General features: G+C 65.6%; 14 protein-coding genes. All 14 read right to left on the bottom strand.

Features of this window, described 5'->3' with window-relative positions:
- Positions 1-56: 56 nt before the first annotated feature.
- Entirely contained in the window at positions 57-914 is an 858-nt protein-coding gene (gene trxA, locus FD678_RS01985) for a thioredoxin (RefSeq protein WP_140718923.1), read from the bottom strand.
- Positions 915-1,157: 243 nt separating this feature from the next.
- The gene (locus FD678_RS01980; protein ID WP_218569441.1) at positions 1,158-1,877 is read right to left on the bottom strand and encodes a DUF2968 domain-containing protein; all 720 of its coding nucleotides are present in this window, start codon (positions 1,875-1,877) and stop codon (positions 1,158-1,160) included.
- A 140-nt stretch (positions 1,878-2,017) separates the two neighbouring features.
- Positions 2,018-3,961, bottom strand: a complete 1,944-nt coding sequence (locus FD678_RS01975; protein ID WP_140718921.1) for a TadG family pilus assembly protein — start codon at positions 3,959-3,961, stop codon at positions 2,018-2,020.
- A gap of 6 nt (positions 3,962-3,967) precedes the next feature.
- Complete coding sequence (locus tag FD678_RS01970; protein ID WP_140718920.1) at positions 3,968-4,411, bottom strand: DUF3613 domain-containing protein; 444 nt, start codon at positions 4,409-4,411, stop codon at positions 3,968-3,970.
- Positions 4,408-5,232, bottom strand: a complete 825-nt coding sequence (locus FD678_RS01965) for a tetratricopeptide repeat protein (protein WP_140718919.1) — start codon at positions 5,230-5,232, stop codon at positions 4,408-4,410. Before FD678_RS01965 ends, FD678_RS01970 begins: the two co-directional genes overlap by 4 nt.
- Positions 5,229-6,164 (bottom strand): type II secretion system F family protein, encoded by a 936-nt coding sequence (locus FD678_RS01960; RefSeq protein ID WP_140718918.1) that lies wholly within the window; start codon positions 6,162-6,164, stop codon positions 5,229-5,231. The genes FD678_RS01965 and FD678_RS01960 overlap by 4 nt, the downstream gene beginning before the upstream one ends.
- Positions 6,165-6,186: 22 nt before the next feature.
- Positions 6,187-7,128: a type II secretion system F family protein gene (locus FD678_RS01955; RefSeq protein WP_140718917.1), complete on the bottom strand. Its 942-nt coding sequence runs from the start codon at positions 7,126-7,128 to the stop codon at positions 6,187-6,189.
- Positions 7,125-8,474, bottom strand: a complete 1,350-nt coding sequence (locus FD678_RS01950) for a CpaF family protein (RefSeq protein ID WP_140718916.1) — start codon at positions 8,472-8,474, stop codon at positions 7,125-7,127. Before FD678_RS01950 ends, FD678_RS01955 begins: the two co-directional genes overlap by 4 nt.
- Positions 8,459-9,751 (bottom strand): AAA family ATPase, encoded by a 1,293-nt coding sequence (locus FD678_RS01945; RefSeq protein ID WP_218569440.1) that lies wholly within the window; start codon positions 9,749-9,751, stop codon positions 8,459-8,461. Before FD678_RS01945 ends, FD678_RS01950 begins: the two co-directional genes overlap by 16 nt.
- A gap of 23 nt (positions 9,752-9,774) precedes the next feature.
- Positions 9,775-11,079 (bottom strand): type II and III secretion system protein family protein, encoded by a 1,305-nt coding sequence (locus FD678_RS01940; protein ID WP_218569439.1) that lies wholly within the window; start codon positions 11,077-11,079, stop codon positions 9,775-9,777.
- A gap of 33 nt (positions 11,080-11,112) precedes the next feature.
- Complete coding sequence (gene cpaB, locus FD678_RS01935) at positions 11,113-12,153, bottom strand: Flp pilus assembly protein CpaB (protein ID WP_140718914.1); 1,041 nt, start codon at positions 12,151-12,153, stop codon at positions 11,113-11,115.
- A gap of 31 nt (positions 12,154-12,184) precedes the next feature.
- Positions 12,185-12,685, bottom strand: coding sequence for a TadE/TadG family type IV pilus assembly protein (locus FD678_RS01930; RefSeq protein WP_218569438.1), 501 nt, complete (start codon positions 12,683-12,685; stop codon positions 12,185-12,187).
- Positions 12,678-13,211, bottom strand: coding sequence for an A24 family peptidase (locus FD678_RS01925; RefSeq protein WP_218569437.1), 534 nt, complete (start codon positions 13,209-13,211; stop codon positions 12,678-12,680). Before FD678_RS01925 ends, FD678_RS01930 begins: the two co-directional genes overlap by 8 nt.
- 31 nt (positions 13,212-13,242) lie before the next feature.
- Positions 13,243-13,425 (bottom strand): Flp family type IVb pilin, encoded by a 183-nt coding sequence (locus FD678_RS01920; protein ID WP_140718912.1) that lies wholly within the window; start codon positions 13,423-13,425, stop codon positions 13,243-13,245.
- Between the last annotated feature and the right edge of the window lie 551 nt (positions 13,426-13,976).

Here is a 13,976-nt window from a genome sequence, read left to right as displayed (position 1 = left end):
CGCATATCCCGCCCCCGGGCCCCTCCCCGCCGGGGGAGGGGCTGGACGACGCCGGCTCAGAACAGCAGCGAGGACATCTTCCGACGGTAACGGCCCACCAGGTCCTCGTCTTCGATCACCCGGAATGCGTCGATCAGCGCCTTGCGCGGCAGCCCGTCGTCGAAACCGCGGTCCTGGCGCAGCATTTCCAGGAACTGTTCCAGGGCCGCTTCGTCCTGGCCGTCCAGCAACAGGCGCACGCCGAGCAGGTGGCGCGCGCGCAGGTCGGCGCCGTTCGCCGAAATGGCGGCCTGCAGCGCATCGGCGGGCGGAGCGTCCTTCAGGACCCCGGCAAAGCCCAGGCGCGCCTTGGCGCGCAGGGCCCGGTCATCGGTGGCGAGATTGGCAGGCAACGCATCGATCAGCTGGCCGGCCTCGGCGGTGTCGCCGGTCTTCAGCAACGCGAGCGCCAGGTCGAGCTTGAGCTCCTCCTTGTCGGGGGCGGCGGCGATCGCCTCGCGCAGCCGCGCGACTTCGGCATGCGGATCGAGCGGAGCTTCCGGCACCGCCGCCTCGTCGCCAGCTTCGGCCGGGACGATCCCGTGCTGGGCGAGGAATTCGCGCAGCTGGCCTTCCGGCAGCGCGCCGGGGAAGCCATCGACCAACTGGCCGCCCTTGACCAGGAACACGGTCGGCACCGAACGGATCTGGAAGGCCGCGGCGATCTGCTGCTCCTTGTCCACGTCGACCTTGGCCAGTTCGAAAGCGCCGCGATACTCGGCCGCCAGCTTCTCCAGGATCGGCCCCAGCGTCTTGCACGGGCCGCACCAGGTGGCCCAGAAGTCCACCAGCACCGGCACCTGCAGCGATTTTTGCAGGACCTCGGTCTCGAAGGTCTCGGTCGTGGCGTCGAATACGTAGGGCGTGTCGGACATGGGGCTCGTTTCGGTAGCGGCGAAATCCGCTTTATGGTGGCGAAAGCCCCCCGACTCAAGCCATGGCCCGCTTACCCCTCGCCGTTGCCGGCCCGCGGGGCGGCGCGCGGAGGCGCGATGGATGCCAAAAATGGATTCCAGCGTGCCCGGCGCCACCTTCCCCTGGAGGTGGCAGGGCATGCGTGCACGGAGGCGGCGGGCGCAGGGTAGGGCCGCTCCGCCCTGCGAAGCGGCCCCTGGATCCTATGGCGTGTCCGCCGCTGCCGGCGTCGGGCTCGGTGCCGGCGGCGTGTTGACCGGCGGCAGCTCCAGGTCGGGCTTAACCTGCTGCGCCTGCAGCGCCTGGATGCGCTGGTTGATCGCCTCCAACTGCGAATTGCTGGCACGCAGCTCGCTGCTCAGCGATACCGCCTGCTGCTTGTTGGCCTCGATCGACGCGCTGACCTGCATCGCCTGCTGGCGCTGCTGCTCGATTTCCTGCTGCATGCCCTGCAGGCGCCGCTCGTTGAGCGAGACCATGCGCTCGGTATAGCGCTTGCCGGCTTCCAGGCGGATCGTGTCGATGTAGACCTGGGCCAGCTGCTGGGTCTGGTCGGCGAAGGTGCGATAGAGCTGCTCGGCGTTCTCGACCGAATCGGTGCGGATGACGCGCCAGAACTCCTTGTCGTGGAACAGCGCAACGTAGTAGTGCAGCGAATCGGCGTGGAACAGCAGGCTGGCGCCGTAGTTGCCGTTATAAGTGGTACGCAACTCGGTCAGCTGCTGGGCGTCCATCAGCCGGCGCAGTTCGGCCGCGGTATTGCCGACGGTGCTCTCCGGGGGCTGGGCCGGAGCCGTCGTGGCCGGTGGCGGCGCTACGCTGCGCTGTTGCCCACGGGCGGCGGAGGCAATGGGCGTGCAAGCGGTGGTGACCAGCAAGGTGAGGGCAAGCCAGCCGGCCGCGATATAAGTACGATGCGTCATCCCCTTTGATTCCTGCATGTCGAGCCTGGACGGGTCCCCGTGTGCGACTGCACGTCGCCGGGCGAGTCTAGCATGGACATTGCGCGGCGGAGGGCGACCGGGCTTGTTACTTGGAAGCTGCTGATAGGGGGCAGATTCCCTCAATACACCAGCCGGACGTTGCCATTGCACCGTACATCCAAGAGCCGGACTTGTGCATTGCCGACATCAATGCCGAGTAGCCCAAGCAATGGGCCGAGCACCAGTTGGTCGAGCAGAGAAAAGACCGGGGTCAGAATGCTGCCAAGCAGCCCGACGAGCCAGCTTACTAGGACGTTGAGTGCGCCGAGCAGCCCATTCACGATATTGGATAGCAAATTGGCTTGAATCCCGAGGATGCGCAAATCCCGGATGACTTTCTCGTCCAGAGTAATGTTACCGGGTGTCAGCAGTCCTCTGCTGACACTTGCGAGAATGTCCTGGTTTGAGCTGATGTCGGCTTGAAGATGTTGGTCGGAGACCGGCGTTTCTGGATCAATGGCAGCGAAAGTTACCGATTGCGGATTTGCCTCGGCATTGGCGGGGACGTTGGCGTAGGCGCGCAACGCAATGGTCGTATCGGCGACCGGGATGATGTCCAGAAGAAGGTTCACCTTTAGCTTGAGCGATAAAAGGTTGGCGAAGGCGGAGCCGTCGGCAATGGCTGCATCTACTACTTCGCTCCAACTAGACCTGGTATTGGTGAAGGCCTTATCCAGGTTGCCCACGAAAACATTGGCAATGCCCGGTGCGGCGGAGAGGTCGACCCGGTGGGTGAGCGGGTTAGGGGACTGATAACAGCGGATGTCTTCCAGCGTGGCGGTCCCCGAGGCCAGCTCTAGATTGATCGGAAGAGAAAGTGTCTGGCCTGCCGGGGCACCAAGAGTGATGCGGGCGAGTCCCAGAATGTTTAGGTCGATGATGGTGCCGTCGCTGCTGTTAGTGGCATTGAGTAATTTCAGGTCTAGCTTCAAGCGCGTCTGAGCGGTATGGGCAGTGACGCCAGGTGCGCCGATTGCGATCTTCGGTGGCTCAACTACGGCCAGCTTGAGGGCGATCGTGGCGAGTGATCCCAGGTTTATCGCGGTACCCAAGTCCAATGCATGCTCGCGATTTGCCGCTTGCAGGGTAACACTGATTAGATCGCCGACGCCGACGTCTGCGTCGAGGGCGCTGCGAGGATTGGAGGTGTTGGCCGACACGTTGAGGATGTCGCGAAGCTTGATCGTGACATCGCCTAATACAGCCTTGACGCGGGCAACTTCCGTGTTGATTGCGTCTAGCACGACCCCGACCAGTTCATTGTTTTCGGCCAGTACGCCGACAGTTGCATCCAATAGATCGCCGACCGAGATTTCCGAATCGAGCACATCGTCGAGTGTGGCGGCATTTAGGTCCACACCCGCTGGCAGTACGCCAGGTAAAACGTCGAGCAGCTTGATCTTCGCTCCGGCGATACCTTCGCTGCTGAGTAGTCGCAGTCCTAACTGTGTGCCCAGCGCGCTATTCAACAAAGGGGCCAGGGCGCTGTCATCAGTGTTCAACTCCAATAGTGAGGAGCCGATCGAGAAAGCGGCAATCGGCTCTGCATTGGTGGCAACAGCTGAGGCGGACAGAGTTAATTCATCGGACTTGAACGCCTGTCCGAAGAATGGAACAGCCGGGCGAGAGGCGATCACCTTGACTGCGTTGACGGGGGCGGAAGCGCTGGCGACATAGAAGTGGTCGAGAGCGGTTGGATCCTCCGGATTCCAGTGGCCACATGAGACTTGTAGGGAGCCATCGAAGGCATTGTCGATCCTAGCGTTGCCAAGAGCTGCAGCATTGCTATCGTTAGCGGCATTACACTGGTCCAGCCGGCCAGCGCCCGCCAGCGCTGCAAGATCGGCGACCTTCTGCAGGTCGCGCTTGGTCCAATAGAGATAACCGACCTCCACCAGCCCCAGCATCGCGACCAGCGACAGCATCAGCAGCAGGATGGTGACCGCGGCGGCGCCTCGCTGCCCCTCGATCGCGCGCGGACTGCTTGGCGATGTGGACGACGATGGCCGGATCGAGGTGGACATGGCGGCTTACTGGGTTTGATTGTTGTTGCGGACGGTCTGTTCGAAGTGCTCGGGGATCGGGTAGTCGAAGCTGTCCAGGTAGCGCTTGTAGCTGCGGCTGGCCTGGTCGCCGAGGATCGGGAGCGAGCGGCCGGCGTAGGTGCCTTCGGCCTGCAACCGCAGCAGGGCGCGGGTGGCATCGCCGATCTCGTGTCGCGCCGGACGCGTGGAGGCGGCCACCGGAGCCGGGGGCGCGGCATCGGCGAACGGCGAGGTTTGCGGCGGCAGTGGCGTGGCAGGGCCGGCATCGGGCGCCCGCAGCGGCTCCGTGGTCGTGGTGGCTGCCGCCGTCGCGGGCGTTTCGGGCAGGGTATCGGTCAGCCGGCGCTGTTGCTGCTGGGCCCCGGCACCGCAGGCGAACAGGGCCAGGATGACGGCGATCGGCAGGCGCCAGGAGTTCGGTGCGGTCACGGGGTGGTCTCCGAAGAGGGGGAATTGGGACTGCCGAAGCGTTCGAGCATCGAAGGCGGTGCGACGATGCCCGGGCGTGGCGGCGCGGCCGTGGCGGGTACGGAAGAGGGCGGGGTACTGGCGACACCGGGCGCCGCGCCGGGTGCCGGCCGTGGCCGGGCGTTGCGGAGGTTGCCGGCCAAGCGATAGACCTCGTTGCGGGTGGCATCCGGCAAGGTGGCCTGGCGCATGATCGCCTCGGCCTGGGATGCCTGCCCGTGCAGCAGCATCCACAGCGCCAGGTTGGCTGCGGCGCGCGGATCGCCCGGGGCCAGTTCCGCGGCTTGCGCCAATGGTGCTCGGGCCTCCTCGGCCTGGCCGTTGCGCAGGCGGTTGAATCCCAGGTCGCCCAGGTAGTCGACATTGAGCGGATCCAGTTCCACTGCCTTCGCCAAGGCGAACTCGGCATCGCCGCTGCGCTCCTGGGTCGCCGCGATCAGGCCCAGCCCATGCCAGGCGGCGGCGGCTTCCGGACCCTTGAGCAGGCCTCGGTAGATCTCGGCGGCTTCGTCGCCGCGGCCGGTGCGGCGCAGCGCCTCGGCCTGCAGCGAGCGCAGGACCGGCGTGTCGGGGAAGCGCTTGCGGTAGGCGTCGATGTGCGCAAGCGATGCGTAGTAGGCACCCTCGCGCTGCATCCTCCGGATCAGCTCGAGGTACATGCCGCGATCGTCCTGCGGCGATGGCTCGGACAAGGTCTCGGCAGCCACGGGTGGGCGCATGTAGCCGCCGTGCGCGCAGGCAGCCAGCAGGCAGATGGCGATGGCTGGAGCCAATATTCTCATGAGCCCATCCTCGCAACTGCCCTTACAAGTGCGAGCAGAGCGGGGCCACCCAGCACCAACATCAGTGCCGGCAGCAAAGTCAGCATCATGACCATGGTCATCTTCACCGACAGCTTGCCCACCTTCTCCTTGAGTTGCATGCGGCGCTGCTCGCGCAGGCGCATGCCGAACTGGCGCAAGGGTTCCTGCATGGCGCCGCCGTGCTGGTGCACTTGCACCAGCATCTGCACCAGGCTGTGCAGGTCCTCGTTGCCGAACGATTCGCCGATGCGGCGCAGCGACTGCGCCCGGCTGCGGCCACGCGTGTAGGCGGTATTGGCCTCGTTCAATTCTCCGCCGAGCAATGGCAGCGCGTCGCGCAGCTTGTCGCCGAGCATCTGCAGGCTCTGGTCGACGCTGAAGCCCACGCCCTGCAGTAGCCGCAACAGGTCGATCAACAGCGGTAGCTCGTCGCTGGCGCGCTTGCGCAAACGCGCAGCCCAATTGCGTAGAACGATCTTTGGGAGCAGTACGCCGATTGCCAACGCAGCCACGATCAAGATCGGGACATGATTGCCTTTGGGTTGGAGAACAAGCAACGCCAATATGGGTAAGAGCAAGGCAAGCAGCAGCCGGAGGCCGAGGAATGCCGCCGTGCCGTTGCGGGTGTTCCAGCCAACCTGTTCCAGCAACAGGCGGTCTTCCGGTGCCAGCAACCACGCATGCAGGCGGCTACCCTCGAGGCGCTGGCCGAGCAAGGTCACCTTGTCGAGCAGGCGCTGGACAGGAGTGCGCGACGCGCTGTCTGCCTGCGCCTGCTCGCGCTGGCCTTGCAGCGCCTGCTGCAGGGCGCGCTCGGCCTGTTCCGCGCGGCGGCCGCGCAACAGCAGGTCGATGGCGAACAACAGCAGCGCCAGGGCGAACAGGAACACGGCGGAGGCGAGCAGGTTCATGGACTCTCCCTAGCCATCGATGTCATAGCGACTTCGCCATGCGGTACAGCAGGAACGCCCCGAGCACCTCGAGTCCCAGCGCGCCGAGCAGCAGCTTGTGGCCGAAGGACTGCTCCAGCATGGGCTGGAAGAACGCAGGGCTGAACAAGGCCATCAACAGCGCGCAAGTGGGGGGCAGCAAGCCGATCACCCAGGCCGACATGCGGGTTTCGGACGTGGTGGCGATCAATTCCTGCTGCACCTGCTCGAGATCGCGCAGGAAGTCGCTCATGCGCTGCAGGATCTGGTCGCTGCGGCCGCCGATGCGCAGGCTGGTGCCCAGTACCACGGCCAGCGTCTCGATCTCAGGCAGGCGATAGGGGCGTGCGGCGTGTTGCAGGGCGCGGTCGAGGTCCAGGCCGCCACGCGTGTAGACCAACGCGTTGTCCAGCAACGGGCGCAACGGCGGCACCACCTGCGCCGTGGCGGTCTGGAACGCCATGGACAGGCTGTTGCCCACGCCTGCCAGGCGCACCATGTTCTCGAGGAAGTCGGGCAACTGGCGCAGCAGTTGCTTGCGCTGGCGCTCGATGCGCCGCCGGATCCACAGGGTTGCCACCAGGGCGTACAGCACCAGCGCGAGCATGGCGAAGCCCAGCGAATGCAGGCGCAGCCAGGTCAGCAGGGCCAGGACCAGGCCGGGCACGGCCAACAATACGAGGGTGGAGATGCTGTCGCGCAAGTTGGCGCGCCGCAGGAGGGCGCGCCATGCCGGCAAGGCCTGTTGTGGTGCGAGCGCGCCGGGACGCGAGGGCGCCGCCATGCCCGGAGCGGCGGCGCCCTGCGGCTGGACGTTGCCGAGCCGGTTTTCCACGTGGCTGGCCGCCGCGCGCTGGCGCTGCCGGGCCGTGGTGTTCCACCACAGCTCGATACCGCCGGCGAGGCACAGCAGGGCGACGCTCAGCAGTACCAGGGCCGCGGTCACTGGAAGTCCTCCGTCGCGGCATTGCGCAGGAACTGGCGGAACGGCTCCAGCTTGTGGCAATGCGGATGGAAGCCGAGCCCGACCCAGCGGTCGCGCTCGACGTTGTTGGCGTCGTACCAGTTCTCGTGGCGGAACAGTTCCTGGGTGGTGATCAGGTTGTCGGTCACGCCGGTGACCTCGGTGATCGACACGATCACGCGCCGGCCACCGCCCAGGCGCGCGATCTGCACGATGAAGTCCACCGCGCTGGCGATCTGGCGGCGCAGGCTTTCCTCGCTGCCCTGGAAGCCGGCGAAACCCGCCAGCATTTCCATGCGGTAGAGGCAATCGCGCGGCGAGTTGGCATGGATGGTGGCCATCGAGCCGTCGTGGCCGGTGTTCATGGCCTGCAGCATTTCCAGCACCTCGGCGCCGCGTACCTCGCCGACCACGATGCGGTCCGGGCGCATGCGCAAGCTGTTGCGCACCAGGTCGCGGATGCTGACCGCGCCGCTGCCGTCAGGACCGCCGAGCCGGCTCTCCAGTCGCACCACGTGCGGATGGTTGAGCGACAGTTCGGCGGTGTCCTCGATGGTGACCACCCGCTCGTCGTGCGGGATGAAGCTGGCGAGCGCGTTGAGCAGCGAGGTCTTGCCGGAACTGGTGCCGCCGGAGATCAGGATGTTGCACCGGCCCAGGACCATGGCATTGAACAACGCATGCATGGGCTTGTCGAAGGTGCCCTTGGCGAGCAGTTCGTCCGGCGTGAACGGATCCTTGCGGAACTTGCGGATCGACACCATCGGCCCGTCCACGGCCAAGGGCGGGATGATCGCGTTGAGGCGGCCGCCGTTGGGCAGGCGCGCGTCGACCATCGGATTGGATTCGTCCAGGCGCCGGCCCAGCGGGGCCAGGATGCGGCGCAGGATCCGCAGCAGGTGGCGATCGTCGCTGAAGCGTTGCTGTGCGCGCCTCAGCACGCCGCCCTGGGAGATATGGACGTCCTTGTAGCTGTTGATGAGGATGTCCTCGATCGTCGGATCGAGCAGGAGATCCTCCAGGGGCCCGAAGCCGGTCAGCTCCTTGTGCAGGGCCGTGGCGACCTGCTCCATTTCCTGCTCGTTGACCGGGATGCGCCACTCCTGCACGAAGCTGGCGGTATGCGAGCGCACGTACTTGGCGATGGTGTCCGGCGCCCAGGCATCGATATCGATGCGTTCGTCCTCGATGCGATTGAGCAGGTGCTCGTGCGCGGCCGACAGCACGCCCTGGAACTGCTCGGACTGTTCGAACGGCTGCGGCTCGGCGGGAGCGGCGACCGCTACCGTCGCACCACCGGAATTGAGCACGGTTACTTTGTTTTCCATAGATTGCCACTCAGGCCGCGAACGAGGCGTTGATGAAGGCCGACCGGCTGTGCCGGCACTGCGGCGGGATCGAGCCGGCGCACCAACGGCGCGAGGGCCCGGATGTAAGGGTCGTTGGGCGCTTGTTCGGAGAGCAGTTTGCCTTCGGCCGCGCAGGCGTGCAGGGCGCGAGCGCGATCCGGCAAGGTGGCCAGCAGCGACAGCCCGAAGCGCGCGGCGAGCTGGGGCGCGCTGATGCCGTGGCTGTCGTCGTAGCGATTGACCAGCAACTGCAGGCGCTCGTTGCGGAGCCCTCGCTGTTCCAGTTCCTTGAGGAGGTGGTCGAGCGAAACCAGGGCGCCGATGCTCTGATCGGTGAGCAGCCAGGTCTCGGCGGCGGCGTGCAGCAGCCCGCTGGGCAGTTGCTGCGGTGCCAACCCGCCGAGGTCGCACAGCACCAGGCCAAACACGCTGCGCAGCCGGTCCAGCAGCATGCTGGGGTCATGGGCCGGCGGCTGGATGCCGGTGGGATGACCCAGCAGCGCCAGCCCGCTCGCGTGGTGGGCAAGCGCCGTGCGCGCCAAGGTGGCGTCGATCCTGCCGAGATTGCGCAGGGCGTCTTCGTAGTGGAAGGTGACGTCGGTATTGAGGTAGAGCGCGGCATCGCCGCTGGGAATGCCCAGGTCGAGCAGGAGGCGGCGCGCCTCCGTGCTTTCGTTGTCGCCGGGAGCATCCGCCGGTCGTTGCAGCAACACGCTCAGTTGGGTGGCAAGGGTGGTGGTGCCGACACCGGGCCGGCTGCCCAGCAGCACGACCAGCCGGCCCTTGGGCTGCGGTACCGGCGCCGGCTCGGCCGCGACCGGCACGCGTGCCGTGGCCGGTTGCGCCAGTACCCGTTTCAGGGTCGTCTGGATTTCCTCGGCGGGGCTCTCGATGTCGATGAAATCGCTCACGCCCGCGCGCAATGCGGCGAGGACGGTCGGCGCATGGTCGGCATTGGCGAGGCCGACCGCCACCACCGGCAGGGCTGGCATCAACGAGCGCAGTTGGACGGTGAGTTCCGACGAGTAGTTGGCGTTGGTATTGGAATAGTCCAGGAGCACCAGGCGCCAGCTTGCCTGCTGTGCCGCCAGCATCGCCGGGGCGATGTCGCGGCTGTCTTCCCACTGGAGGTCGCCGAAGCCGGCCAGCTTCGCGGCCAGGCGCGCGCTATAGCGATTGTCGGGGGCGTACAGCAGCACGCGCACCGCCTGACCGGCTGCGCTGCGGACCTGCTGCATGGCCGTTACCTTCGACATGGGCGGATGGGGTTCCTCGCTACTCAACGGGAAAAACCTGGCAATTGGTCGGACCCGGCCGGGTGCGTCAGCCACGCCCCCCAGACCGGCATGTTGGGTTTGGATTCGCGTTCGCCCGGCAGCGGCAGTTCGGCGCCGCGCGCGATCGGACGCACCAGCCGCGGCGTCACCACGATCACCAGTTCCTTGTCCTGCCGGCTGTAGTTCAGATTGCGGAAGAAGGAGCCGATGATCGGCAAGTCGCCCAGCAGCGGAATCTTGTTGACCGTAGAGGTAAGATTGCTGCTGACTAGGCCGCCGATCACGAAGCTCTCGCCATCGCCCAGCTCGACCGTGGTGTCGGCACGACGGGTGGTGATGGAGGGCACCTGAACCCCGTTGTAGGTGACGCCATTGCTGTAGTTGAGGTCGCTGGCTTCCGGGGCGACCTTCAGGGCGATGCGGTCGGCCGAAAGCACGGTGGGCGTCACCGTGAGACCGATGCCGAACGGCTTGAAGGTCACCGTCGTGGTGCCAAGCCCCTGCGGCTCCAGGATCGGCAACTCGCCGCCGGCCAGGAAGCTGGCGCTCTGGCCCGATAGCGCGACCAGCGTCGGTTCCGCCAGCACCCGCGCCATGCCGTTGCTCTGCAACAGGTCGATATTGGCTTCCCAGCCATGCGTCAGCGAGCTGGCCACCAGGTTGAACGCCGACGACAGTGCATTGCCGCTGCCCCCGGTGCCGCCACTGCTGGAATTGCCGCTCGGCGAGGTGATGCCATAGCTGAAGCCGCCGTTGGTGTTCTTGAAGTTGATGCCGATCTGGCGCAGCACGCTCTTGTTGAACTCGACGACCTTCACCTCGACCTGGACGACGCCGCCGGTGGCGACGGTGGAGACGTCGCTGATCGCTCCCTTCTCGCCGGCCGAAGCCTGGGCGGCCTTGTAGGCCCGCTGGTGCGAGAGCACCGAGTCGGTATCGCCCTGGAGTAGGGAGCTATCGCCGGCCAGGGTAAGTCCCGGGCCGCGGCCATCGAGCAGCTCCTGCTGCACCGGGCTGCGCACGGCCACCTGGATGCGCTGCGGACTGCCGTTGCCGCGCTGCCAGAGCAGCAGGGTGGTCTGCCCCGGCTGCTTGCCCACCAGCAGCACCTGTTGCTTGTTCTTCAGGGTCACCAGGTCGGCCACGGCGGGATCGGCGATGGCGATGCGTTCCAGGTTGGCGGGCAGGTTCCAGGGACGCTGCTCGTGCGTCTGCAGTACCAGTTCGGCGCCCTCGTTGCCGGCGGCACCGGTGCAGGCCAGCGCGAGCATGGCTGCCAAGGGCCAACGGCGGAGGATGGAACGCATGCGGCGGGATCGTTCGCTCATGTGGGCACCGGATCAGGGAGAAGAAAGCGTGCCGCTCTGGCCGCCACGGATGATTTCGAGAGAGGGGCCGGCGGGCCGGCGGATGCTGCGCTGCTGCGGAGCCGCCACGCGAGTCGGAGACGCGGTGTTGCGACCGGCCAGCGCCGCGCCGTCGATGCCCGCGAACGCAGTGTTCTCCGGCGTCGAGGCGGTCTCGCGCAGGCTCGGATCCAGGTCCAGGCGCGGCGTGAGCACGTTGCGTGGGCGTGGGAACAGGCTTTCGTCGGGCCGGCCGGGGTCGGAGGGATGGCGCAAGGCGAGGAACAGCTTGCCGCTTTGCGCACCGAGCAGCAGCCGGTTCGCCTCTTCGACCGGGACGGCCAGCACCGCGCTGCGCGGTTGTGCGGCCCTTGCCTGGCTTCCGGAGGTGCCGCCGCCGCTGCGGCTGGCGATGCTGGCCGCCCGGCTGCCTTCCGGGGGCTGGGAGGCGTCGGATCCCGCTTCGTCCGTGGACGGCGGAACGGAATCGATGTCCTGGGTACCGTAGCCAAGTACCCGCAGGTGCGAAAGCAGCAGGCGCGACTGGCTATCATCGCCTTCCTGTTGCTGCAGGCCGCGCTCCCTGTCCTTGAGGCTGAGGAAGACGTCGACGTAGTCGCCCGGGACGATGCGATTGCCGACGCCGGCCAGTTCGTCCACGGGCACCGCCAGCGCGCGCTCGCCCGGCTGTAGGTTGAGGGCCAGGCCCTCCGCCAACTGGTTGCTCGTCAGCGGCGTGCCGCTGCCGATCGCCACGGCCGGCACCTTGCCGATCAGCGGCGCGGCATTGGCAAACCCGCCCGGCGGCAATGCCGCCAGCGGCGCCATGCGCAGGTCGCCCGTGGTGATCGGTACGCCGGCGGGAAGATCCCGCGCCGCCACCACCACCGCGACCTCGCCGCGCTGCGTGGACGCCGCCGTGGCGACCGGCGCGGCCGGCTTCGGCTTGCGCAAGCCCATCGCGATCGCGACGACCAGCAACAGGCCGGCGAGGGCGACCAACAGCAAGGCAACGGTCCTGGTCACTTTCTGCATCGCCGGTTCTCCTTGTTGCAAATTTGAATAATCAGTTGCCCATGTCGAGTTGGGCCACGGCGGAGCTGGTCAAATCACCCATCGTCCAGCCGTAGAGCGCCACGGTGCCGGGCAGGAAGGGATGGTTCTCGTAATCGTAGGAAACGGTGACCCGCATGCACTGAAGCCCGGCGGTTCCCGTGCACGCCACGGACTCGACGGCGATGGGGGCGGCGCTGGCGCTGCTGCAGTTGGGGGTCTGCCGGGAGAAATCGAGCAGCCATTGCATGGACCGGCTCGCGGCCGTGCAAGCGGCCTGGCGGCGCTCGGGAAGCGTGCCATAGCGCAGCGAGGCTCGCGCGCCTTCGGCTGCGGCAAGCGACAGCGTCTGCTTGGCGGCGAAGATCATTACGCCTGTGAATGTCAGCATGATCAGCGGAAATATTCCGAATATCATCATCAATGCATATTCAACGGTAACGATGCCGCGAGCGTTCCGCGAGCCCATTGAAGTGCATCTATTTTTTGAATGGATGTGGAGGTGCTCAGCCATGTGGGAGCCCTTTCCAGATAAGCGCCAGGGAAGCGAACGCAAGATATGCCGCGTAAGGAATGCCTTGCCGGCCTTGGCGCGCAGCGAGCATGCGCTGATGAAACGGTGTGGCATCGAGCCTGCGCTGTGAGTATGCGATAGAGATGCGCAAAGGTGCTGGAATGAAATTCAGCAGGCGCGATGAGGAAAGTATGACGACTGCATGCAGGCCAGCCATTAGGCTGGCTGCAACCCAGATTGGGAGCATTGCTTGCCAGCCAAGCAGAAATCCCAATGTTCCGAAGAATTTAACGTCTCCAGCCCCCATCAATCTGAATGCGTAGAAAGGAAGTAGCGCCAGCCCGCACAGGAGGCCAATCAAAGCCTGGGACGGGCTGGGGCTACCATTCAGCTGCAAGCCGATGGCTATGGCGCCAACAAGCAACGAAGCTAGTAGCGCGCCATTAAGCACCTTCCGTGCGTACAGGTCACTAATGGCGACCTGTACGCAGAGAAGGGTGACAATCATGGCAGCTGCGTTAGGCATGAAAGCCTCAATTTGGCCTATGAAGATTCCTTTAGGTTGCAGGGCCTTCGGCCTCAACCAGGCCTTTCAGAGTGGTGAAAATGCTTTCGAAGAAATCTTCGATGGTTTCGTGAGCAGCGACGATGGCGCCTGCAATTACCGCAGCCAGTAATCCGTATTCGAGTGCCGTAACGCCATCTTCCTCACGCAGAAAACGCTTGATCGAGCTAACCATGGTGGATCTCCTTGTCAGTGGTCGGGTTCGCCTGCGTGGCAGGCAACACCCGGGGGGAATCGGTATCGATTGATACCGAATGGTTGCTTGGCGAAATGAATGGGCGAGGTGGGGCGAGTGGCGGGTCCCGGCCCACCTGCGCGGGATTAACTGTCTGGTCTCATGGCATTCCCCTGCTTATGCCGAAGCGTAGGGCTTCGCCCCGTTAGCATCGATACTCAGACAAAAATCCGCATGCAAATGCGCAAAAACGGCAAATCGACGTTTCCCAATGTGATTTTCATCGCAAGGGACATCATCAGTGGACTGGCGTGAAGATTTCTTCACGCGGCGTTCGCACGCGAATTACATAGTAGGCATACGGGACAAGCCGGGCACGAATTCACGGAGATGATTCGGCGCCCGGCTTCGGCTGGAGCAAGACCGCGAGCGTGCCGCCCTCGATGGGGCGAGGGCGCGCTTCGGGCAACACGAAGAGGACCTGGGGATTGTTATGGAAGGTGCCGGCGACAGGCCAAGAGCGTTCGACCTCGTCGGATTGGGGGGATTGC

It is taken from the genome of Pseudomonas sp. Hp2, from assembly GCF_006386585.1.
Taxonomy (GTDB): domain Bacteria; phylum Pseudomonadota; class Gammaproteobacteria; order Xanthomonadales; family Xanthomonadaceae; genus Pseudomonas_S; species Pseudomonas_S boreopolis.
The sequence above is the reverse complement of the archived record's forward strand: the minus strand, read 5'-3'. Positions and strand labels throughout refer to the sequence as shown.